Genomic DNA, 21,334 nt, shown 5'->3' with positions numbered 1-21,334 from the left:
AATAAAAGCAAGCCTACTTACGGTTAAGTGCCCTGTGAACCGCGCAGCGTACGCCGTGAGCCGAAAAACTCCCGCAGCAGCTGGGCGCACTCTTCCTCGCGGACGCCCGGGAACACTTCGACCCAGTGGTTCAGCCGCGGCTCACGCAGGATCTCGAAAACCGAACCGGAGGCGCCGGCTTTCTCATCCCACGCTCCGAAGACCACGCGGGGGATCCGGGCGAGCACGATCGCCCCGGCACACATGGCACAGGGCTCCAGGGTGACCACCAGGGTGCAGCCCTCCAGCCGCCACTTGCCCAGGGCTGCGGCGGCCTCCCGGATCGCCACCACCTCGGCATGGGCAGTGGGATCCCCGGTCGCCTCGCGCTCGTTACGTCCGGTCCCGAGAATGGTCCCGTCAGGACCCACGACGACGGCGCCAATAGGGACGTCGGCGGTGTCCAGAGCGGCGCGGGCCTGCTCCAGGGCAAGCCCCATCCAGTCCTGGCGGGCGGCTGTGGGCGATTCCATAGGGACATGGTCCCCCAAATAGCCCCGCGGCCAGTAATTCCGCCCGGTTCGGCGGGGGCCTCGGTGGTAGTTTGGAACCATGCGCGTACTAGTAGTGGATCATCCCCTCGTAGCCCACAAATTGACGGTACTCCGGGACAAGGACACCCCTTCCCCCGTCTTCCGGCTCCTCACCGAAGAACTCGTGACCCTGCTGGCGTACGAAGCCACCCGCAATGTCCGGGTTGAGCCCGTCAATATTGAAACCCCCGTCACCTCGACCGTCGGCACCGGACTTGTGAAGCCCACGCCGCTGGTTGTTCCCATCCTGCGTGCCGGGCTGGGCATGCTCGAAGGCATGACCCGGCTGGTTCCCACCGCGGAGGTCGGCTTCCTCGGCATGGCCCGCAACGAGGAAACCCTCGAAGCCATTACCTACGCCGAGCGCCTTCCGGATGACCTGACCGGGCGCCAGGTGTTTGTCCTGGATCCGATGCTCGCCACCGGCGGTACGCTGCGCGAAGCCATCAAGTTCCTGTTCAACCGGGGTGCAGCGGAGATCGTCTGCATCTGCCTGCTGGGTGCGCCTGAAGGCCTGAGCGTCCTCGAAGAGGAACTGGCCGACGCCAACGTCACCATCGTCCTCGCCTCGATCGACGAGCGCCTGGATGAAAAGGCCTATATCGTGCCCGGCTTGGGAGATGCTGGAGACCGCCTCTACGGCATCGTCCACTAGCCCAAAAAGCCCCACCCAGGGGCCAATATGTCTCACATATTGGACACACTGCTCTTCACTTGACTTCCGGCGGTTCGTAAGCATGCTTACGAGCCGCCGCTGTCGTTAACCTCCGGAGTCGAAAAAAATCCTTGTCAGTCCGCGGATTCTGGTGATTGGCAAACCCCAAGTGGACTCGAGGAATGCCGACGTTTCAAGTGATTTCTCTCACAAAGAGCCCCCTTGTGTCCATATGGTGAGACATAAGCATCATTGTTACTTGTGCGTAGGGCTTTGTTACATGCAATAATCCGTAACGTGAACATCCACACGACAGCATGTGTCGCAGATCTTCTTTTCGGCAGCAATGCTGGCAGGAAGAGCTGCTGTCGTCGAATGCAGGCCTAGGGAGAACCACCCCCCATCCCCGGGCAACACACCCGTCCATTTGAAGGGCGCAACCCCTGCGCCGCTCTCCTGGGCACACTCCCTGCATAGTGCCGTGCACACGGCAATTCACCACTGAGGTCCCAAAATGTCAGTAGCATCCGGGTACGTCCACATTTCACTCCGCAATGCCCAGAGCCGGGCAGCAGGAATGCCTGCACGTCCGGCCGGGTTCCCCCGCCCATTCGGCACGCCCGCCGCGGGACAGCAGTTCCCAGGCCAGGTTGTTCCCACCGGGATGCGTTCCCCGCGGTCCCCTCTGGGTGAGAGAATGCCGCTCACCGCTCCGACTCCCGTGGTGGCACCTTCCGGAACACCCGGGCCGCAGCCCGTCAGCAGCGACACCGTAGCCCGTGGCTTCGTGATTTACGTGGGACTCGACGAGGACACGGCAGCTGCCAGCGGCACAACGCTGACCAAACTCGCGCAGGAAATCCGCGCCCACGTCCAGACACTTGTTCCGGGTGCCCAGAGCCACGCCGCCGTCGCGCTGGCGCCGGCGGGCGCCGCCGGGTCGGACATCGACGTGGTCCGCCAGGCCCTGGGCGACCCCACGGTCAGCCGGGCTCCGCGCCCCGAAGCGTCCTCGCCGTCGCCTGTCCAGCAGAGTGCCCCGCGCCCCTCTGGTGTGCTGATTGACCTTTCCCGCCGCGAGGTGCACCTGGACGGCGAGACACTGAACCTCACGTTCAAGGAGTTCGAGCTCCTGAACTACCTCGTGGAGAACGCCTCCCGCACCGTGGGCCGTGAAGAACTGCTCTCCGGGCTGTGGCGCAATGCCGAGGAAGTGCCCAACGAGCGGACCATCGACGTCCACATCCGCCGTCTGCGCTCCAAGCTGGGACGCCTGGCCAACACGGTCCGTACCGTGCGCGGGCAGGGTTACCGGTTCTACGAACACCCCGAGGTCGTTGTCTGGGCTGCACCGGAGTACAGCATCTAGCTGCTCCTGCGGCACCGCATCGAGATGACAGAAAGTGCTGGTTTGGGCCTCCAAACCAGCACTTTCTGTTATCTCGGGGACGGCGGATCCGGCCGGGACGGGACGCAGCCAGGTCCGGATCCCCGGCGCCGATAGACTTGGCCCATGAGCGGCCACCACCTGAAAAAACTAATGCTGCTGCGGCATGCCAAAGCAGACTGGCCGCGCGAGGTCACCTCCGACCATGAGCGTCCGCTGTCCGGGCGCGGGCACCGGGATGCCCCGCAGGCCGGCATCTGGATGCGGGAGAACGACGCCGTTCCGGACTTCATCCTCTGCTCTTCAGCGCTGCGCACCCGGCAGACGTGCACCTGGGTCTGCGACGAGCTGGGGGAGAAGGCGCCTACCGCCAAGCTCGAAGACCGGCTCTACGACGCCTCAGCCACCGAAATCCTCACTGTCATCAACCATGTCCCGGAGACGGTCACCAGCCTGCTGGTCATCGCGCACATGCCGGGCGTCCAGGAAGTGGCCATGCGGCTGGCTTCCGTCACCTCGGATGAAGACGCCGTGATGGAAATGGCTACGCACTATCCAACCTCCGGACTGACCGTGATGGAGGTCCAGGCGCCGTGGGCGGAACTCGACGGCCGGGACGCACGCATCACGGACTTTGTGGTTCCGCGGGGGTAGGTCCTCACATCCCGTACTTCTCCAGCAGACGCAGCCAGACCTCGCTGATGGTGGGATAAGCGGGTACCGCATGCCAGAGCCGGTCCAGCGGCACTTCGCCGGTGACCGCAATGGTGGCCGCGTGCAGCAGTTCCGCGACCCCCGGCCCGGCAAAGGTAAACCCCACGGGAACGCCGCGGTCCTCATCCACCACCATCTGAGCCCAGCCGCTGTACCCGTCCGCGAACAGCGACGAGCCGGCAACGCTCAGCGGCAGGGACGTTTCGCTGGCACGGATGCCCCGCTCTGCCGCCTCCTCAAAGCTCAGGCCAACCATGGCCACTTCCGGATCGGTAAAGACCACCTGCGGCACTGCGGTGTGGTCTGCTGTTGCGGCGAAGCGGCTGTATGCCGGCGGCTCGCCAAAGCCGATCTCACCGCGGGCCCGCGCGGCAATGGCCGAGCCCGTGGCACGCGCCTCATATTTGCCCTGATGGGTCAGCAGCACTTTGCCGGCTGCGTCGCCGACGGCGTAGAGCCAGGTGCCGGCGCCGGCCACCAGGCCTGAGTCATTCGTCTGCAGCGAGGCAGGGTCCAGGCCGAGGTCCTCCAGGCCAAGGCCCTGCAGCGCCGGGCGGCGGCCGGTGGAGACCAGCAGCCGGTCAGTGCTCAGCGACCGGCCGTCCGGGAGCTGCATCACGATCGAGCCGGAAGCGTCGGTGAAGATCCGCTGCGGGGACGTGTCGGTGTGGATTTCGACGCCGTCCGCTTCCAGGGATTCGACGACCAGCTTCGCGGCCGGTTCAGGAAGCGAGTCTAGGACTCCGTGCCGGGCGACCATGGAGACTTTGGACCCCAGCCGGGCGTAGGCCTGGGCCAATTCGGTGCCGGCGACGCCGGCACCCAGCACAAGCAGGCGGGCCGGAACCTCACTCGAAGAGGTCGCGTCCCGGGTGCCCCAGTAGTCCACGTCCGCCAGGCCGTCCACGGGCGGCTCCACGGGAACGGAGCCGGTGGCCAGCACCACCGCGTGGCGGGCGGTGATGCTCACCCGGGTTCCGGCGTCGTCCGTGATCTCCACGGTGCGTTCCCCGGTCAGGCGTGCGCGTCCGCGGACCAGGCCAATGCCGGTGTCCTTCACCCACTGCACCTGCGAGGCGTCGTCCCAACCGGAAGTGAAGGAGTCCCGCCGCCGCAGGACAGCCGGAGCGTCCAGGCTTCCGGTGACCGCTTCGCGTGAGCCGTCCACCGCGCGGGCCTCGGCCAGGGCAGTGCCCGGGCGCAGCAGTGCCTTGGAGGGCATACATGCCCAGTAGGAGCACTCCCCGCCCACCAGTGCCGACTCCACGAGGACTGCTTCCAGCCCGGCGCCGACCACCCGGCCGGCCGCATTTTCTCCCGCGGCTCCTGCGCCGAGGACCACTACGTCTGTTTCCAGGGATTCGCTCATGCCGCAGAGCTTTTCAGTCTCTGCTGCAGCGGGCAAGTGCGCCCGGATCGCCGGACAGCAAAAAACCCCGCCTGACCGGGTTTTCACCTGGTCAGGCGGGGTTTCTCCGTGGTGCGCGCGAAGGGATTCGAACCCCCAACCTTCTGATCCGTAGTCAGATGCTCTATCCGTTGAGCTACGCACGCATTTAGGAATATTCTGGAAGTTGCCGGGTTTCCCCTGCTTCTTTCAAGTTCTTCCGTGGCTGTTTGGCCGTGAATAACTATAGCGGGGTTTTGGGGGGAACGCCAATCGAGTTCCGTTACGGTCAAAAACTAGACCGGTCTATATGACCTTCGTCACACAAAAGGGTGACCGGGTCTGAATATCCCTTGAAATCTAGGCAAACTTGGAGTCGTACGCCACATAGGTAACATCTTTCCGCCTCAGGAGCCCCGGGCCTTGGAAATAGCATCAAAAAATACCACTGACCCAACGAAGGGAAGAGTCATGGGCGATGACGCGCGTCAGCTAGTTCTCGATGAGAGCGGCAACGCTGCTCCTAGCCAGTTGCAGGACAGCAAGAACCGGGGGGCCTCCAGTGAGGCACCCACCACCCACAGTGCCCTGCTCGCCTGGGTCCAGGAAGTGGCAGAGCTGACGCAGCCCGCCGAAGTGTATTGGGTCGACGGCTCCGAAGCCGAGAACAAGGCGCTTACGGATGAGCTGGTTGCGGCCGGAACCCTGACCCGCCTGAACCCGGAGACCTTTCCGAACTCCTTCGCAGCGTTTTCCGATCCGAAGGACGTGGCCCGGGTAGAGGAGCAGACCTTCATCTGCTCCGAAAAGAAGGAAGACGCCGGCTTCACCAATAACTGGATGGACCCGGCGGAGATGCGCACCAAGCTGAACGGGCTCTTCGCCGGTTCAATGCGCGGGCGCACCATGTACGTCATTCCGTTCGTCATGGGACACCTTGATGCCGAGGACCCGAAGTTCGGCGTCGAAATCACCGACAGCGCCTACGTGGTCGCCTCGATGCGCATCATGGCACGTATCGGCACCGATGTCCTGCGCAAGATGGAAGAGCTGGACGCCTTCTTTGTGCCGGCCCTGCACTCCGTGGGTGCGCCCCTGGAAGAGGGCCAGGAAGACGTTGCCTGGCCGTGCAACGAGGAGAAGTGGATTGTGCACTTCCCCGAGGACCGCTCCATCTACTCCTACGGCTCCGGCTACGGCGGCAACGCGCTGCTGGGCAAGAAGTGCTACGCCCTGCGCATTGCTTCCGTCATGGCACGGGACGAGGGCTGGCTGGCCGAGCACATGCTCATCCTGAAGCTCACCAGCCCGGAAAAGAAGGACTACTACGTTTCCGCTGCGTTCCCGTCCGCCTGCGGCAAGACCAACCTGGCCCTGCTGGACCCGACGGTCGAAGGCTGGAAGGTCGAGACCCTCGGCGACGACATCACCTGGCTGCGTTTCGGCCACGACGGTGAGCTGCGCGCCACCAACCCGGAAGCCGGCCTGTTCGGCGTCGCACCCGGAACCGGCTGGAGCACCAACCCCAACGCGATGCGCGCCATCGCCAAGGGCAACTCGATCTTCACCAACGTGGCGCTGACCGATGACGGCGGAGTCTGGTGGGAAGGCATGACGGATGAGACGCCGTCGCACCTGATCGACTGGCGCGGAAACGAGTGGACGCCGGAGTCCGGCACCCCGGCCGCACACCCGAACTCCCGTTTCTGCACCCCGATCGACCAGATCGACATGCTGGCCGAGGAATACCATTCCCCGAACGGCGTGCCTGTCTCCGCGATCCTCTTCGGCGGACGCCGAAAGACCACCGTTCCCCTGGTTACCCAGGCCCGCGACTGGACCAGCGGCATCTTCATGGGGTCAACGCTCTCCTCGGAAACCACGGCGGCAGCCGCCGGTGCCGTGGGCGTTGTGCGCCGCGACCCGATGGCCATGCTGCCGTTCATGGGTTACGACGCCGGTGACTACCTCAAGCACTGGATCACGCTCAGCTCCAAGGCCAACCAGGAGAAGCTGCCCGCCATCTTCCTGGTCAACTGGTTCCGCCGCACGGCCGACGGCGGGTTCGCCTGGCCCGGGTTCGGCGAGAACTCCCGCGTGCTCAAGTGGGTCATCGAGCGCCTCGAAGGCAAGGCAGACGCCGTCGAGACCCCGATCGGCTTTGTGCCCACCGGCGATTCGATCGACCTCAAGGGCCTGGACATGACCCCGGCCGACGTCGAAGCAGCCGTGCGCGTTGATCCGGCCGAATGGGAGACCGAGCTGGCCGGCATCGACGAGTGGTACGCCCGCTTCGGTGCCTCGCTGCCCGAGGAACTCTCGGCCAAGCTGGCAGAACTCAAGGAGCGCTTCGCCGCGGCGAAGTAAACCAAAAAGCCGGGCCCCGCACTCAGCGACTGAGTGCGGGGCCCGGCTTTTTAAGTCCGGTTGGGACTAGGACTCAGCGGGTGCTTCGGCGTCCTTTTCCCAGACGATCGGCTCGCCGGACTCCCAGATGGGGTCGTTGAACGTCCACTTCCCGTCCTGTTCGGAGTAGGTCTGGATAGCAGAGATGCAGACGCCCTCAGAGTGCTCCGCCACCACGTGGATAGCGTCCGTGCCCTCATCCGGCAGAGTGATATCAGAGAACACGGCCACCGCGCGGTTCTGGTCCTTCTGCTCGCGCAGGACGGTGTAGAGGTCATCAATCATGGCCTCGGCGTCCAGATCCTCGTCGCTCTCCTCGGGGGAGACTGCAACCATGCGCAGCTCGCCGTCGGCCTGGACTACCAGTGCTGCGGGCAGGAAGGCGCCCTGCGCCTCCAGCTGTTCCTGCGTGACACCGAGGGCGGTGCCCAGCAGCGAGTTCAGGTCATCCTGTACCTGGGCGGAAGGTTCTCCGCCGGTCAGTTCAACATCAGCCATGAGCTCATTTCCTTACTAGTTCAAGTACACGGTCGCGGACCATTTCCATAGTGGAAAGGTCCTCTGCCTCGGCGTTGAGCCGGAGGAAGGGTTCGGTGTTGGACGCGCGGAGGTTGAACCACCACTGTCCGTCATCTGCGGTGAAAGTCAATCCGTCCAGCTCATCCACGGTGACGGCTGCGCGGTCGTATTCGTTACGGACGCGGTCCACGGCGGCCTGGACGTCGTCGAGCTTCGAGTTGATCTCGCCGGATGAGAAGTAGGGCTCGTATTCGCGGGCGAGGTCAGAGAGCGGCAGGTCCTGTTCGCCCAGGGCAGCCAGGACGTGCATGGCGGCCAGCATGCCGGTATCCGCGTTGTAGAAGTCGCGGAAGTAGTAGTGCGCGGAGTGCTCACCGCCGAAGACGGCGCCCTCGGACGCCATCAGCGCCTTGATGAAGGAGTGGCCCACACGGGTGCGCACTGCGCGGCCGCCTGAAGCTTCCACCAGTTCGGGGACGGCCCGGGAAGTGATCAGGTTGTGGATGATGACCGGGCGTTCCTCACCGGAGGCCTGAGCGCGGAGGATCTCGCGGCGTGCCACCAGCGCGGTGATCGCCGAAGGGCTCACCGGGGCGCCGAGTTCGTCGATGACAAAGCAGCGGTCAGCATCGCCGTCGAACGCCAGGCCCAGGTCAGCACCGTGCTCGACGACGGCGGCCTGGAGGTCCCGCAGGTTCTCCGGCTCCAGCGGATTGGCCGGGTGGTTCGGGAACGAGCCGTCCAGTTCGAAATACAGCGGCACGATGTCCAGGGGCAGGCCCGGAAGGATGGAGTCGCCCAGCACTGCCGGGGTGGTCAGGCCCGCCATGCCGTTGCCGGCGTCCACCACCACCTTCAGCGGGCGGATGCCGCGCAGGTCCACCAGCTCGCGGAGGTACGCGGCGTAGTCACCGAGGACATCGCGCACGCTGATCTGCCCCGGGGTCTCCACGGAGTCGATCATGCCGGCGTTCAGGTAACGTTCCGCCGCGGCCTGGATTTCCTTCAGCCCGGTTTCAGAGGAGATGGGAATCGCCCCCGCCTTGGCCATCTTGATGCCGTTGTACTGGGCCGGGTTGTGGCTGGCGGTGAAAGTCACACCAGCCGCGTTGAGCGAGCCGCAGGCGTAGTACAGCTCGTCGGTGGAAATCAGGTCCAGCAGCAGCACGTAGGCACCGCGTGCGGTGGCTCCGGAAGCGAAGTCCTTGATGAATTCGGGTGAGGACTGGCGCATGTCACCGCCCACCAGGACGGTCTCCCCGGCCAGGCCAAGGACATCGACAAAGGCAGCGCCAACAGCCTTGACGATTTCCGGGGTTATGGTCTCGCCAACAACGCCCCGGACATCGTAAGCCTTGAAGGACGCGGAAAGATCGTATGCAGTAGTCACGCCTTGCAGTCTATAGGGGGCGCGCAGCGGGCCGGGGCAGGCAGCGGGTGAGGTCTTTTCCACAATCTCCCCCTGCGGCGTCGGATCCTGTCCGTGGCGGCTGGAATAGTGGAGGGTATGGAACCTGTATCCGCCCAGAATCCGTCCGCCCCGCTGGCTTCCCGGGAACCCGACGACCCCGCCGCTCTGCGCGCGGAGGCAACAGCGCTGCTGCGTGCCCTGGTGGGCCGGGACGACGCCGAGTTCCACGAAGGCCAGTACGAGGCGATTGAGGCGCTGGTGCGCGGCGGACGGCGGGCGCTGGTGGTCCAGCGCACCGGCTGGGGCAAGTCCGCTGTGTACTTCGTCGCCAGCCTGCTGCTGCGGGCACGGGGCGCCGGCCCCACCCTGATTGTTTCCCCGCTGCTGGCCCTGATGCGGGACCAGGTTGCCGCCGCCGCCCGGGCAGGCGTGCGTGCCGCAGCCATCAATTCTGCCAACCAGCTGGAGTGGCAGGATATCTCCGCGCAGCTGGAAGCGGACACCGTCGATGTGCTTCTTGTCTCCCCGGAACGGCTGAACAACCCGGGTTTCCGGGAGAACCACCTGCCCGAACTGGTTCGCCGGTCCGGGCTGCTGGTGATCGACGAAGCGCACTGCATCTCCGACTGGGGCCACGATTTCAGGCCGGACTACCGCCGCATCCGGCACCTGATCGAACAGCTGCCGCACTCTGTGCCGGTCCTCGCAACCACGGCCACGGCCAACTCACGCGTGGTCAAGGATGTAGAGGAGCAGCTCGCTGCCGGCGGCGAGGAGGTCTTCACCATCCGCGGGGCGCTGGCCCGGGACTCCCTGCGGCTGGGGGTGCTGCGGCTGCCCAGTCCGCGCAGCCGGCTGGCCTGGCTGCTGACCCACATGAATGACCTGCCCGGCAGCGGCATCATCTACGCGCTGACCGTCTCTGCCGCGGAGGACACCGCACGGCTGCTGCAAAAAGCGGGGCATCCGGTCCTCGCGTACACCGGCCGGACTGACCCGGCAGACCGTGAAGCCGCCGAAGCTGCGCTGAAGAACAACGAGGTCAAGGCACTGGTAGCGACCAGTGCACTGGGAATGGGCTTCGACAAACCTGATCTTGGCTTTGTGGTTCACCTGGGCGCGCCGTCCTCTCCCGTGGCGTACTACCAGCAGGTGGGCCGAGCCGGCCGCGGTACCCCCAACGCTGACGTGCTGCTGCTGCCCGGTTCTGAGGACCGGGACATCTGGGAGTACTTCGCTACATCCTCCATGCCCTCTGAAGGACCGGCCAACGCGGTGCTGCGTGAACTGGCCGACGGATCGGTGCTCTCCACCGGCGCCCTGGAAACCCTCGTAAACCTGAAGCGCTCCCCGCTGGAACTGCTGCTGAAGGTACTGGCCGTGGACGGCGCCGTCGAACGCGTCACCGGCGGCTGGCGGGGGACAGGACGGCCCTGGACCTATGACCGGGAGCGTTACGAGCGGATCGCCGCAGCCAGGGTTCGGGAACAGCAGGCCATGCTGGATTACGAAAACACGGACGGCTGCCGGATGGAGTTCCTGTCCCGGCAGCTGGATGATCCCGCGGCCGCTCCCTGCGGACGCTGCGACAACTGCGCCGGCCGCTGGTACTCCGACGACGTCGCCACCGAGGCAGCGGACAGCGCCGGGCAGGCGCTCTCCCGGGTGGGCGTGGACATTGATCCGCGCGGGATGTACCCCACCGGCATGGACCGCCTGGGCGTGCCGGTCAAGGGCAAAATCAAGCCCGACGCCGTCGTCTCCACCGGACGCGCGCTGGCACGCCTGACAGACCTCGGCTGGGGCGGACGGCTGCGAGAGATCTTTGGTCCCGGCGCAGAGGACGCCCCGGTGGACCAGTCACTGCTCAACGGCTGTGTCCAGGTCCTCGCCCAGTGGGGCTGGTCCCAGCGGCCCGTCGCGATTGTCTCCGTGCCCAGCCGGTCCCGGCCGCAGCTGGTGGGCTCCCTGGCCCAGGGGCTCTCGGAGCTGGGCCGCATCCCGTACCTGGGAGCCCTGCAGCTGCCACACGGGGGGCCGACGGGCGGTCCGGGCGGCAACAGTGCGTTCCGTCTGGCGTCGGTCTGGGAGCAGTTCGCCGTACCGGCCGAGGGTGCTGCCTGGTTTGCCGCTAACCCGGGACCGGTGCTGCTGGTGGATGACTTTGCGGACAGCCGGTGGACGCTCACCGAAGCGGGCCGCACCCTGCGCCTGGCCGGGGCGGAATCCGTGCTGCCGTTTGTGCTGGCGCTGAAGGCGTAGCCCGGGTTGGCTAGGCGGCGGTGCGGACGCGCGACTCAACGCCGCTGACATGCACTGTCATCAGGGCGCGCGCCAGATCCGGGTCCCCGGCGGCAATGGCCTCGGCGATGGCCGCGTGCTCGGCGAGGGTGGCGGACACTGCTTTGTCCTGCATCAGGCCGGTCCAGATGTGGCCGCGCAGGGTGCCGGCGGAGAGCCCTTCGAGCAGGCCGTGCAGGTAGGCGTTGCCGGAGGCTTTGGCAACAAGGGCGTGGAACGCGAGGTCGTGGGCAATCAGGTCCTCCACGCTGGAGTCCTCCTCCACATCTGCCACACATGCTCTGAGCTCCGTGGCTGCGTCTTCGGTGATGCGGCGGGAGGCCAGGGAGGCTGACCCCGGTTCCAGGATGCGCCGCACTTCCAGCAGCTCTGCGGCTGCTCTTTCCTGATGCAGGTCCACCACGAATGACATGGTTTCCATCAGGATGGCCGGCTCGAGGCTGGTGACGTAGGTGCCGTCGCCGCGGCGTACATCCAGCACCCGGGCCAGTTCCAGAGCCTTGACCGCCTCGCGCAGCGAACTGCGGGAGAGGCCAAGGCGTTCGCTGAGATCCTTCTCCGGAGGAATCCGGTCACCGGCCTTCAGCTCACCGCTGATGAGCATTGCCTTGATTTTGGTGATCGCCTCGTCCGTTACTGCCATGCCCCAAGTCTAGTTCTGCCCGTCCCCGCCCCTTCCCCCATCGAGAGGCCAGTTACGGCTCCTTTCAGGGCTGAAAAGAGCCGTAACTGGCCTCTCGATGTTAGGGGAGGGGGGCCGGGGTGCAGGGATTAGTCGCCGGTGAAGACGGCGGGACGGCGCTCGGCGAAGGCAGCGCCGGCTTCGGCGAAGTCACGGCTGGGCAGGAAGGCCGTGTTCCACACCTGCACGTAGTCCAGCCCGGCCTGCGCAGCCGGCTCGCTGCCCTGGTTCAGGACCTGCTTCACACCCTGCACCACCAGTGGCGGGTTCGCAGCGATCTGCGCTGCCAGCTCACGGCCGCGCCCGACGACGTCGTCCGCCAGTTCTGTGACCAGACCCAGGTCACGGGCACGGACGGCGTCGAAGTCCTCGCCGGTGAGCGCCAGATGCCGGGTGGCGCCGGAACCGATAATGGCCGGAAGCCGCTGGAGTGAGCCGAGGTCCGCCACAATGCCGACGCGGACTTCCCGGATGCTGAACCGGGCGCCGGGGGCTGCGATTCGGAGGTCCGCAGCCGAAATGACGTCAATCCCGCCGCCAATGCACCATCCCTGCACAGCTGCAATAACCGGCTTGCTGCAGCGGGCCACGGAACTCACGGCATCCTGCAGCGCCTTGATCTTCAGCCGGAACTCCGCGCGCAGCCGCGCATCCGTACCCCGCGACTGAAGGATCGGACGGAACACCGGTTCCATGCCGGGCAGGTCCAGGCCGTAGCTGAAATTCTCCCCGGACCCGTAGAGCAGGACGGCGCGGACGTCCTCGCTGGCGTCCAGTTCCGCGAACACCTCCGGAAGCTCGGTCCAGAAATCCGGGCCCATGGCATTGCCCTTTGAGGGGCCGATCAGCTGCACCTCGGCCACCGGACCGTTGAGTGTGACGTGCAGGGAGCGCAGTTCGGAATCGGTTTTCATGGCGTCCTTACGTGGTTGGCGGGTAGCCCCGGATGTGTCCTGCGCGCCAATATACCGGCGGCGCGTCTTGGGCAGCCGGGAAAAAGCTAGGATCAAGGTATGGAGTTTGTGGTCATTGTCCTGTTCGTCGCTGCGATCGTGCTCGTGAACTTTCTGGTCGGACGCGCCCAGCGCAAGCGTGCCGGCCGCCCGGCAGCTGAGAAACCGAAGCAGCAGCCCAGCGCCGGCAACTCGGCAAAACCCCTCCGCACCCCAGCCGGAACATCCCTGGAGGCTGCACGCGAAGCCGTGGCCCAGCTGGACGAAAAGGGTCACCAGCAGGTGTACGCCGCCATTGCCCAGGGCCAGCCAATCCGCGCCATCCAGATCTATGCCCAGAACACCGGCTGCGGCCTGCGCGCCGCCAGCGCCGCGGTAGCCTCCATGGCCTCACACCCGGTTCCATTCACCCGCCCCCAGCCGCGGCCCGAACAGCAGGAACAGCCACCGGCCGCAGCCGCGCCAGCTGCTGACTCCGCGCCCGCTGAGGCTGCAGAGCCGGCGAAGGAAGCTGCTCCGGAAGACCAGGCGGGACAGGAGACTGCCGCGCGCGACGCCGCTACCCGGGACGCTGCTCCCCGCAGCGCCGGCGCAACCCCGGCCGCAGCCGGCACCGGCGCAGCCGGGAAGGACAAGCCGCAGGACAAGGCGAAGGACAAGGAACCGGCCGCCCCCGACGACGCCGAGATCAGCCGCTGGGCGCAGAACCTGCGCCCCGAAGACTTCTAAAGCGTCCGCGCCCGCTGGTTCCGGCCATCGTGCCCGTAGGGGTAGTTGCCCACGTTCGGAGCACTGGCATCATTCAGCATCCGGGTTTCCGCCGGGGTCAGTTCCAGCTGCGCTGCCTGCAGATTGCCGTCCAGCTGGTCCGGAGTCCGGGCACCAAGAATCACTGACGTTACGCCGGGCCGGCCGGCGAGCCAGGCCAGAGACACCTGTGCCGGCGTCGCTCCGTGGGCCGAGGCGATCTGGTGCACGGCATCCAGAACCTCCCAGGTCTGCGGATTGGAGCTGCGAAGGTCCCAGCCCTGGAACTGCCGTGCCGGGTTCTCGCCGACGCGGGTGTTGCCGGATGGAACGGTCTCCCGGTGGTATTTGCCCGTCAGCCAGCCGCCTGCCAGCGGCGACCAGGGGAGCAGTCCAAGTCCGGCGTCGAGCGCTGCCGGCACAATCTCGGATTCGATTTCCCGTTCCAGCAGGTTGTACTGCGGCTGCAGGGTCACCGGAGCCCGCCAATTGTGCAGTTTCGCCATCCACACGGCCTTGGTGAGCTGCCAGCCGGTGAAGTTGGAGAAACCGTAGTAACTAATCAGACCGGCGGTGACAGCGTCCTGAAGGAAGCCGAGGCTCTCTTCCAGCGGCGTGAGCGGATCCCAGGAATGCAGCTGGTACAGGTCGATGTGGTCCACCCCGAGCCGCCGCAGCGAGGCCTCCAGGGCCCTGCGCAGATGACGGCGGGAGTTGCCGGCGTCGTTCGCGGTTTCACCGGTGGGAAAGCGGGCCTTGGTCGCCAGCACCATGGTGTTGCGGGCCGTCTGGTTGGCATGCAGCCATTTGCCGACGATCTCTTCAGAGGCGCCTTCGTTGTAAATGTCTGCCGTGTCGATGAAGTTACCGCCGGCTGCCAGATAGTCCTCGAGCATCCGGTGCGAGGTTTTTTCATCCGTCTCATTGCCGAACGTCATGGTGCCCAGGGCGTAGTTGCTGACAATCGTGCCGCTCTTGCCCAGCAGGCGCATCTCCATGGGTATTTCCTTCCGAACCGGTTCGTGGTGGTGCGCTCCAGCCTAAGCCCCATCCCGCGGCACGGAACAGGTGGCGTGCCGGCGGTGGCCGGGGTTCAGGCTCCCGGGAACAGGTAGTTCCCGATCAGGTAGTCGGCAATGGACAGGGACGACGTCGCTGCGGGCGAGGGGGCGTTGCGCAGCAGTGTGACCGGTCCGCGCCGGTCCACGGCGAAGTCATCGACAAGGGAGCCGTCTCGGCCCCATGCCTGGGCGCGGACACCGGCAGCCGTTTTGGCCGTGAGGTCGGAGGGCCTCAGCTCTGGAATGAACCGGCGGGCACGTGAGAAGTAGACGGGCTTCAACAGCGATTCGCCCACTGAGTCCAGGCCCATCTTCCAGTACCGCCTTGCCAGCAGCCGCGCCCCGGGCCAGCGCAGCGACTCCAGGGTGTCCTTCACGGAGATTTTTCCCCAGCTGTACCCCTCGCGGGCGAGGGCGGGGACGGCGTTGGGGCCCACATGGATGTCGTCGTAGACCCCGCGGGTGAAGTGCACACCCAGGAACGGGAACGCCGGATCCGGGACCGGATAGATCATCCCGTTGACCAGGTGGTTCTTAGTGGGGCTGAGCTCCCAGTATTCGCCGCGGAACGGCAGGATTTTCGGCGACGGGTCCGCTCCGGCGAGCCGGGCCACGACGTCGGACTGCAGGCCTGCGCAGGCGATCACCTGGTCGAAGAGCTGCTCGGAGACCGCGGTCCGGACACGCACCCGGCCGTTCTCCGTGTAGAGCCCGGTCACTTCCTGTCCCAGCTGGATGGTGCCGCCGGCGGTGCGCACGTCCTGGGCCATGGCCTCGGTGATGGCGGCGTAGTCGACGACGGCGGTGCACGGCGAGTGGACGGCAGCGATACCGGCCACATGGGGTTCAATCTCGCGGAGCTTCGCGGGGTCGTCAATGCGGGTCAGGCCGGGAACGCCGCTGGCAAGGGAACGGGACTCGATGTCCGCCAGGGCGGGGAGGTCTGCCTCATCCACGGCCACCACGAGCTTGCCCACCTCGCGGTAGGGCAGGGATTTCTCCTGGCAGTAGTCCCGGATCCGCTGCCTGCCGTCAGCGCAGAGCTGGGCCTTCAGCGACCCCGGTTTGTAATACAGCCCGGCGTGGACCACTCCGGAGTTGTGGCCTGTCTGGTGGGTGGCCAGCCGGGTTTCCTTTTCGAAGACGGTGACTTCCCCGAGCCCGCGGATGGTTAGTGCCCGGGCAAGGGCAATGCCCACGATGCCGCCGCCGATGATGGCTATGCGTTGTTCGCCCACTCCAGTGTCCTCCCGCTGGTCCTGAGGTGAGTGTAGAGGGCCACGGGCGGGAGACGGGGCACCCGGGGAGGGGAACTTCCCTGTCAAAGTCCCAGAATGGCCGCGGCTACCAGGAAATAGATGATCAGTCCGGTCGCGTCGACGAAGGTGGAAATGAACGGATTGGAGAACACTGCAGGATCCACGCGCAGGGCCTTGCCCAGCAGCGGCATAAGACCGCCTACGGCGGCTGCCATGGTGCAGACACCCAGCAGCGTCACCCCGATCACCAGGCCGAGGGGCACTGTGAAGATGGTGGCCGCAACGGCAAACCCCAGCCCGCCGAGGAGCAGGCCAAGCCAGGCCCCTACCTGGACCTCGCGGGCAACAACTTTGAACACGTCCCTGGGCCGGACATCGCCCAGCGCCAAAGCTCGGGTGATGGTGGTGGCTGCCTGGTTGCCGGTGTTCCCTCCGGTGCCGATGAGCAGCGGAATAAAGAGGGAAAGGACCACCTGTTCGGCGAGGGTAGCTTCAAAGGTGCCCATGACCTTCACCGTCAGCGTGGCGCCGACTGCCAGGACCAGCAGCCACACCACCCGGGCCCGGACGATGCTGCGCACCGGGGTGGCAAGATACGGGCGGCGCAGCGGTTCGGCACCGCCGGCCCGTGCGGCATCCTCGCTTTCGGCGTCCTCAAGAATCCTGAGCGCATCATCCACGGTCAGAATCCCGACGAGCCGGTTTTCCGCATCGACGATCGGCAAAACCAGGACCTTGGCGTCAGCGCAGTACCGGGCTGCTTCCTCCGCGTCCATTGTGGCAGGGGCGGACAGGGGTTCCTTCATGAACTCCGTGACCAGGCCGGATTCGGGGGCGCGCAGCACGTCCCGCAGCGAGACCACGCCCACCAGATGACGGCTCTCATCGGTGACGGGAAGCGTGTAGATACTCTCGGCGTCGTCGAGCCGGGTTCGGACACGGCCCAGGGCCTGGGCAGCTGTCATATCCGGGTGGGTGGTGACGAACTGGGGACTCATGTAGCGTCCCACTGCACCCTGCGGGTAGCCAAGGACCGTGCTGGTGAGGGCCCTCTCCTTTTCGCTGAGTCCCAGGATCAGGCGGTTGGCCACCGACGCCGGCAGCTCGTCGAGCAGTGCCACCCGGTCATCCGGGCTCAGGGCAGCAAAGACCTCAGCCACCTGCGCATCCTGCAACCCGGTCACCAGGTCAGCCTGCAGCCGGGCGTCCAGGCGCTCGAAGACCTCAACCGCACGTCCCTTGGGCAACGTGCGGTAAGCCAGTGCCCGGTCGATGGTGTTCAGCCGTTCCAGCTGTTCAAGGGTCTCGGCAACGTCCAGGGGCTCAAGGGCCCGGGCAACCAGGGGCATGCTGTTCTGGCTGAGTGCTTCAGCGAGCCGCTCGGCGCTGGCGTCGAACGAAAGAGTGGGTGATTTGATCATGATCCGGTTCCCTCCTGAGGGGGCGCACCTAAGAAAGCCGCGGTGTAGCCGCGGAGCGTGCGGGGAATGAATGTGCTGTCTCGGAGCGCTGCCGCAACCGCACGGGTTCAGGCCGGAGGGAATCGAGGGGCACGCAGCTGATCTGCGTGGCCGTCCCGGAGACTGCCGCAAAACGGCAGGAAATCGTTTAGAGCCGGGAGGGCGCGAAGGTAAGGTTCCCCGGGCGAAGGCGAGGCCCGCGCGGTTCGGTAGATCGACTGTTTCCGTCGTCCATGCGTGCGGTTCACCTGCCCTTCATGCAATTGATCGGATATGAAGACACCCCGGTCCGAAGACCGGGGTGTCAGCACGTTGGCGGAGACGGGGGGATTTGAACCCCCGGTGGGCTTTAGGCCCACACTTCATTAGCAGTGAAGCCCATTCGGCCGCTCTGGCACGTCTCCAATTGCCCTGGCAAACTCACGCTGCCAGCCTGTCAAGACTACCCACAACGGGGTGCTTTCGGCAAAACAGGTTCAGGAGAGACGGCCGGTCAGCGTTTCCCAGAGGAACTCATAGGACATCGCATGCATTCGCGCGGACTGGCGGTTGTCCGCAGCTCCGGCGTGACCGCCCTCCAGTGCTTCGTGGAACCAGACCCGGTCCACACCCAGAGCCTTCATCCGGGCCGCCATTTTGCGGGCCTGGACGGGCCCCACCCGGTCATCACTGGTGGCCGTCCAGATCAGCGCCGGCGGGTACTGCACGTCTTCACGGAGCAGGTGGTACGGGGAGAAGGTTTTGATGAACTCCCACTGCTGGGGATCATCCGGATCACCGTACTCGGCGATCCACGACGCACCCGCGGAGAGCTTGGTGTATCGGCGCATGTCCAGCAGCGGCACACCGCAGGACACGGCGCCGAAAAGTTCCGGGTACAGGGTGAGCATGTTCCCCACCAGCAGGCCGCCGTTGCTGCGCCCGGTGCAGCCCAGGTGCTCGCGGGAAGTGACTCCGCGTTCCGTAAGGTCCCGGGCGACGGCGGCGAAGTCCTCGTATGCCCGGTGCCGGTTCTGCTGCAGGGCGGCACGGTGCCAGTCCGGTCCGTACTCACCGCCGCCGCGGATATTGGCCAGCACATAGACTCCGCGCCGGAGGACGCCGGAATCGTCCGTGTAGCTGCGCTCGAGCCAGCCGCGTCCCACAACGCCGGAGTAGGCAGGGGTGAGGGCCTGTTCGAATCCGCCGTAACCGGACAGCACGGTGGGGTTGCCGCCGTCGAGCACCATGTCCTTATGTCCCACCTGGAAGTACGGCACCCGGGTGCCGTCCTTGGACACGGCGAAGTGCTGCTCCACCGTGCAACTGGAGGCATCGAAGAACGCCGGGGAAGTCTTGATGGGTGCAGCGGGCTTCCCCGGTTTGCCCAGGGTGCCGCGGGAGAGCGTGGACGGGGTGGTGAAGCCGGTGCTGACCAGCCAGTAGTCGTTCCCGGCTGCCTCGTCCTCATCGTCCACGGCGTAGGCATCCACGGAGTGCAGCGGCGGGCAGGCATCGAGTTCTGCCGCGGACCAGTCCGCGCCAGGATCCAGTACCTGGATCTCGGAGGAGACGTCGCGCAGCAGGTTCAGCAGCAGGTAATCGCGGGTCCAGCTCCAGGACTGAAGCGAGACTGTGGGTTCGGGCGTGAACAGAGTGCGCAGGTTCCGGCCGCCGGCCAGGAAATCCGCCAGGTCCGCTGCCAGGAGCGAACCGGCCTTATGCAGAGTGTCACCGACCAGCCAGTCGGTGCGCGGGCGCATGACCAGCCACTGCCGGTGCAGGTCAACGTTCACATCCAGCGGAACGTCGATCCGGGTCCAGTCCCCGTCCTGGCGAAGGTAGGTGATGCTGTCGTAGAAGTCGATGATGTCCACGGCCAGGTCCCGCTCGAAGCCCGGGGTCTGGTCATGGTGGACGTACCCCATCATGTGGTCCTCGGGCACTTCGAAGTAGAGCTGGGCATCCCCGGGCTTTTCTCCGCGGTGCAGCGTGCGGACAGTGCGCGGATAGGAGGACGTGGTCATGCTGCCCGGGCCGAAGTCCGTGGCGACGTACAGGGTGTCTTCTCCGACCCATGACACTTGGGTCTTGGCCACCGGCAGGTCGAAGCCGCCGGGCACAAAGGCGCGGTCCACGACGTCGTACTCCCGGTATCGGGAGGCGTCCCCGCCGTCGGGGGAGAGGATCACCAGAGCCCTGCGGTAAGAGTTGCCGTCCTCGGGCCGCAGGAACCGTGCGCCGCCCCAGACCCATTCGGTGTCCTCCGTGGAGCTGAGTGCGTCTACATCCAGCAGGACCTCCCACTCGGTGGCGGGGCCGGTGTAACTCTCCCAGGTGGTTCGCCGCCAGAGACCCTTGGGATGCTCAGCGTCCCGCCAGAAGTTGTAATACCAGTCCCCGCGCTTGACCACCATCGGGATGCGGTCAGTGGAGTCCAGGACTTCGAGCAGCCGTTCTTCGGTCTGTTCAAAGCCGGTGGCGGAGAGCAGCGCCTCGGTCTCGGCGTTCTGCGCCTTGACCCAGTTCAGCTGCCTGTCCCCATAGATATCCTCCAGCCAGAGGAATTCGTCCTCGGTGTCCTGCGGGGTTTCTGCGCTCGCGGAAGTCATGAGCCCATCCTAGGGGCGTCAGGTGACATTGGCTTGTGAGGCGGGGCACAGGAATGACAGAACCACGGGGCTAAGGACCCGGCTGTTTCCGTTCACCGCCAAGGCATGGCTGCGGGACTGGCAGGATAGTACGCTGTAGCCCCTACCTGCGGAGACCTGCCATGACTCTGATGATCCTCGACCTCATCGGGATATTCTTTTTCGCCGTCTCCGGCTCGCTGCTCGCCGCCCGGCGGAACTTCGACGTCGTTGGATCCCTGCTGCTCGGTTCCCTGGCAGGACTTGGGGGAGGAGTGGCACGGGACCTGATCATCGACCAGGGCGTGCCGCGGGCATTCGCCGACCCGGTCTACCTGCTGCCTCCCTTTCTGGCAGCCGCCCTGGTGTTCACCCACGCTCTGGGCGTGGAACGCTACCGGCGCACCCTGCTGGTGTTCGACGCCGCGGGGCTGGCCCTGTTCTGCGTGACCGGAACGCTCACCGCACTCGCTGCAGGACTGCATCCGGTCTCCGCCGCACTGCTCGGGGTGACGACGGCGGTTGGCGGCGGTCTGCTGCGCGATGTCGTCGCCAATGAGGTACCGCAGCTTTTCAACCCGCGCGGCGTCTACGCCGTCCCGGCCATGCTCGGTGCCGGCCTGGCTTCCGGGCTGTCAGTGGCGGGTCTGTTCAACCCTGCGATCGGCATTGCAGTGGCGGTGCTGGTTTTTGCTCTCCGGATCCTGTCCCTGCGCTATGGCTGGCGGATTCCGCTGGCCGGGCGCACGGTGGCGTCCGCGGGCGACTGACCGGTCACGCCGCCTACTGCCGTTTGGAGCGCATAGCGTGGACCTGGCGCAGACCGGCATCGCCGGCGAACTCCAGATACTCCGGGCTGCCCAGCGGGACCAGCGCGACCCTGCTCTGAGAATCGTGGTGGATGCCCCAGCCGTATTGTTTGCCCAGCGGAGAGGACCGCAGGCAGGCCAGCGGCTTCGCGAAGTACTCCAGGCGGGCCTGATCCCGGTCAGCATCGGCGATGCCCTGCCGCCGGGCGTGCACTTCGAAGAGTAGGTCGTCTGAGGTCATGGAGTAGGGCGCAGCGATGAGCAGTTCGTATTGAAGCTGCGCGATAGTGGGGGCGGCTTTTCCCTCCGGCGGGGTTTTTGCGGACTGTGCCGGGCTGTCGCCGGCTACCTGGATGAAGGTGTCTGTGTAATTGGTCGTCATGCGGCTATCTTCGAACATCC

Annotated in this window: 18 protein-coding genes and 2 tRNA genes; 7 read left to right on the top strand and 13 right to left on the bottom strand. The window is 65.9% G+C overall.

Annotated elements, in window-relative coordinates:
• Positions 1-23: 23 nt before the first annotated feature.
• On the bottom strand, positions 24-512 hold the full coding sequence (tadA, locus tag ACWGQ2_RS08720) for a tRNA adenosine(34) deaminase TadA (protein WP_452016315.1): 489 nt from the start codon (positions 510-512) through the stop codon (positions 24-26).
• A gap of 79 nt (positions 513-591) precedes the next feature.
• Here tadA and upp point away from each other — a divergent pair, with 79 nt between their 5' ends.
• The 3 genes from upp (at position 592) to ACWGQ2_RS08705 (ending at position 3,268) form a co-directional block, all read left to right on the top strand.
• Positions 592-1,227, top strand: coding sequence for a uracil phosphoribosyltransferase (gene upp / locus ACWGQ2_RS08715; protein WP_325791317.1), 636 nt, complete (start codon positions 592-594; stop codon positions 1,225-1,227).
• Positions 1,228-1,741: 514 nt separating this feature from the next.
• Complete coding sequence (locus ACWGQ2_RS08710) at positions 1,742-2,596, top strand: winged helix-turn-helix domain-containing protein (protein ID WP_452016313.1); 855 nt, start codon at positions 1,742-1,744, stop codon at positions 2,594-2,596.
• A gap of 144 nt (positions 2,597-2,740) precedes the next feature.
• Positions 2,741-3,268 carry a SixA phosphatase family protein gene (locus ACWGQ2_RS08705; RefSeq protein ID WP_452016311.1) on the top strand — a complete coding sequence of 176 codons (528 nt, stop codon included), beginning with the start codon at positions 2,741-2,743 and terminating at the stop codon, positions 3,266-3,268.
• A gap of 4 nt (positions 3,269-3,272) precedes the next feature.
• Here the strand turns inward: ACWGQ2_RS08705 and ACWGQ2_RS08700 are convergent, their stop codons facing one another.
• Positions 3,273-4,697 (bottom strand): dihydrolipoyl dehydrogenase family protein, encoded by a 1,425-nt coding sequence (locus ACWGQ2_RS08700; protein ID WP_452016309.1) that lies wholly within the window; start codon positions 4,695-4,697, stop codon positions 3,273-3,275.
• Between the two features lie 109 nt (positions 4,698-4,806).
• Positions 4,807-4,882 (bottom strand) — tRNA-Arg (locus tag ACWGQ2_RS08695).
• 304 nt (positions 4,883-5,186) lie between these two features.
• Here ACWGQ2_RS08695 and ACWGQ2_RS08690 point away from each other — a divergent pair.
• The gene (locus ACWGQ2_RS08690; RefSeq protein ID WP_452016307.1) at positions 5,187-7,082 is read left to right on the top strand and encodes a phosphoenolpyruvate carboxykinase (GTP); all 1,896 of its coding nucleotides are present in this window, start codon (positions 5,187-5,189) and stop codon (positions 7,080-7,082) included.
• Positions 7,083-7,148: 66 nt separating this feature from the next.
• On the opposite strand, the gene ACWGQ2_RS08685 is transcribed toward ACWGQ2_RS08690, so the two are convergent.
• Positions 7,149-7,619 (bottom strand): hypothetical protein, encoded by a 471-nt coding sequence (locus ACWGQ2_RS08685; protein ID WP_452016305.1) that lies wholly within the window; start codon positions 7,617-7,619, stop codon positions 7,149-7,151.
• A 4-nt stretch (positions 7,620-7,623) separates the two neighbouring features.
• Positions 7,624-9,030, bottom strand: coding sequence for a phosphomannomutase/phosphoglucomutase (locus ACWGQ2_RS08680; RefSeq protein ID WP_452016303.1), 1,407 nt, complete (start codon positions 9,028-9,030; stop codon positions 7,624-7,626).
• A 117-nt stretch (positions 9,031-9,147) separates the two neighbouring features.
• Between ACWGQ2_RS08680 and ACWGQ2_RS08675 the strand changes: the two genes are divergently transcribed.
• Entirely contained in the window at positions 9,148-11,313 is a 2,166-nt protein-coding gene (locus ACWGQ2_RS08675) for a RecQ family ATP-dependent DNA helicase (protein WP_452016301.1), read from the top strand.
• 10 nt (positions 11,314-11,323) lie between these two features.
• On the opposite strand, the gene ACWGQ2_RS08670 is transcribed toward ACWGQ2_RS08675, so the two are convergent.
• Both ACWGQ2_RS08670 and ACWGQ2_RS08665 read right to left on the bottom strand, forming a co-directional pair.
• The gene (locus ACWGQ2_RS08670) at positions 11,324-11,995 is read right to left on the bottom strand and encodes a FadR/GntR family transcriptional regulator (protein ID WP_452016299.1); all 672 of its coding nucleotides are present in this window, start codon (positions 11,993-11,995) and stop codon (positions 11,324-11,326) included.
• 128 nt (positions 11,996-12,123) lie between these two features.
• Positions 12,124-12,948 (bottom strand): crotonase/enoyl-CoA hydratase family protein, encoded by an 825-nt coding sequence (locus ACWGQ2_RS08665; protein WP_452016297.1) that lies wholly within the window; start codon positions 12,946-12,948, stop codon positions 12,124-12,126.
• Between the two features lie 99 nt (positions 12,949-13,047).
• On the opposite strand from ACWGQ2_RS08665, the gene ACWGQ2_RS08660 reads away from it, so the two are divergent.
• Positions 13,048-13,716 (top strand): hypothetical protein, encoded by a 669-nt coding sequence (locus ACWGQ2_RS08660; RefSeq protein WP_452016295.1) that lies wholly within the window; start codon positions 13,048-13,050, stop codon positions 13,714-13,716.
• On the opposite strand, the gene ACWGQ2_RS08655 is transcribed toward ACWGQ2_RS08660, so the two are convergent.
• The 5 genes from ACWGQ2_RS08655 to ACWGQ2_RS08635 form a co-directional block, all read right to left on the bottom strand.
• On the bottom strand, positions 13,713-14,732 hold the full coding sequence (locus tag ACWGQ2_RS08655; protein ID WP_452016293.1) for an aldo/keto reductase: 1,020 nt from the start codon (positions 14,730-14,732) through the stop codon (positions 13,713-13,715). The two genes, ACWGQ2_RS08660 and ACWGQ2_RS08655, sit on opposite strands and share 4 nt — an antisense overlap.
• A gap of 95 nt (positions 14,733-14,827) precedes the next feature.
• The gene (gene lhgO / locus ACWGQ2_RS08650) at positions 14,828-16,033 is read right to left on the bottom strand and encodes an L-2-hydroxyglutarate oxidase (RefSeq protein ID WP_452016291.1); all 1,206 of its coding nucleotides are present in this window, start codon (positions 16,031-16,033) and stop codon (positions 14,828-14,830) included.
• Positions 16,034-16,116: 83 nt separating this feature from the next.
• Positions 16,117-17,475 (bottom strand): magnesium transporter, encoded by a 1,359-nt coding sequence (gene mgtE / locus ACWGQ2_RS08645; protein ID WP_452016289.1) that lies wholly within the window; start codon positions 17,473-17,475, stop codon positions 16,117-16,119.
• Positions 17,476-17,827: 352 nt separating this feature from the next.
• Positions 17,828-17,918: transfer RNA gene (locus ACWGQ2_RS08640), tRNA-Ser, on the bottom strand.
• Between the two features lie 72 nt (positions 17,919-17,990).
• A complete protein-coding gene (locus ACWGQ2_RS08635) occupies positions 17,991-20,105 on the bottom strand; it encodes a prolyl oligopeptidase family serine peptidase (RefSeq protein ID WP_452016287.1) in 2,115 nt (704 codons plus the stop codon).
• Positions 20,106-20,266: 161 nt separating this feature from the next.
• Here ACWGQ2_RS08635 and ACWGQ2_RS08630 point away from each other — a divergent pair, with 161 nt between their 5' ends.
• On the top strand, positions 20,267-20,893 hold the full coding sequence (locus ACWGQ2_RS08630) for a trimeric intracellular cation channel family protein (RefSeq protein WP_452016285.1): 627 nt from the start codon (positions 20,267-20,269) through the stop codon (positions 20,891-20,893).
• 13 nt (positions 20,894-20,906) lie between these two features.
• Here the strand turns inward: ACWGQ2_RS08630 and ACWGQ2_RS08625 are convergent, their stop codons facing one another.
• Complete coding sequence (locus tag ACWGQ2_RS08625) at positions 20,907-21,314, bottom strand: DUF6157 family protein (RefSeq protein WP_452016283.1); 408 nt, start codon at positions 21,312-21,314, stop codon at positions 20,907-20,909.
• Between the last annotated feature and the right edge of the window lie 20 nt (positions 21,315-21,334).

The sequence above is a fragment of the Arthrobacter sp. NPDC055585 genome (assembly GCF_053619115.1).
Note: the sequence above shows the minus strand (reverse complement) of the source record. Positions and strands in the feature narration are given on the sequence as shown.

Excerpts from the sequence above, each read along its gene's own strand:
- ACWGQ2_RS08630 (WP_452016285.1), top strand. The coding sequence starts at position 20,267 with ATGACTCTGATGATCCTCGACCTCATCGGGATATTCTTTTTCGCCGTC.
- ACWGQ2_RS08665 (WP_452016297.1), bottom strand. The coding sequence starts at position 12,948 with ATGAAAACCGATTCCGAACTGCGCTCCCTGCACGTCACACTCAACGGT.
- ACWGQ2_RS08635 (WP_452016287.1), bottom strand. The coding sequence starts at position 20,105 with ATGACTTCCGCGAGCGCAGAAACCCCGCAGGACACCGAGGACGAATTC.
- ACWGQ2_RS08655 (WP_452016293.1), bottom strand. The coding sequence starts at position 14,732 with ATGGAGATGCGCCTGCTGGGCAAGAGCGGCACGATTGTCAGCAACTAC.
- ACWGQ2_RS08685 (WP_452016305.1), bottom strand. The coding sequence starts at position 7,619 with ATGGCTGATGTTGAACTGACCGGCGGAGAACCTTCCGCCCAGGTACAG.
- mgtE (WP_452016289.1), bottom strand. The coding sequence starts at position 17,475 with ATGATCAAATCACCCACTCTTTCGTTCGACGCCAGCGCCGAGCGGCTC.
- ACWGQ2_RS08710 (WP_452016313.1), top strand. The coding sequence starts at position 1,742 with ATGTCAGTAGCATCCGGGTACGTCCACATTTCACTCCGCAATGCCCAG.
- upp (WP_325791317.1), top strand. The coding sequence starts at position 592 with ATGCGCGTACTAGTAGTGGATCATCCCCTCGTAGCCCACAAATTGACG.
- ACWGQ2_RS08670 (WP_452016299.1), bottom strand. The coding sequence starts at position 11,995 with ATGGCAGTAACGGACGAGGCGATCACCAAAATCAAGGCAATGCTCATC.
- ACWGQ2_RS08625 (WP_452016283.1), bottom strand. The coding sequence starts at position 21,314 with ATGACGACCAATTACACAGACACCTTCATCCAGGTAGCCGGCGACAGC.
- ACWGQ2_RS08675 (WP_452016301.1), top strand. The coding sequence starts at position 9,148 with ATGGAACCTGTATCCGCCCAGAATCCGTCCGCCCCGCTGGCTTCCCGG.
- ACWGQ2_RS08690 (WP_452016307.1), top strand. The coding sequence starts at position 5,187 with ATGGGCGATGACGCGCGTCAGCTAGTTCTCGATGAGAGCGGCAACGCT.
- ACWGQ2_RS08705 (WP_452016311.1), top strand. The coding sequence starts at position 2,741 with ATGAGCGGCCACCACCTGAAAAAACTAATGCTGCTGCGGCATGCCAAA.
- tadA (WP_452016315.1), bottom strand. The coding sequence starts at position 512 with ATGGAATCGCCCACAGCCGCCCGCCAGGACTGGATGGGGCTTGCCCTG.
- ACWGQ2_RS08700 (WP_452016309.1), bottom strand. The coding sequence starts at position 4,697 with ATGAGCGAATCCCTGGAAACAGACGTAGTGGTCCTCGGCGCAGGAGCC.
- ACWGQ2_RS08660 (WP_452016295.1), top strand. The coding sequence starts at position 13,048 with ATGGAGTTTGTGGTCATTGTCCTGTTCGTCGCTGCGATCGTGCTCGTG.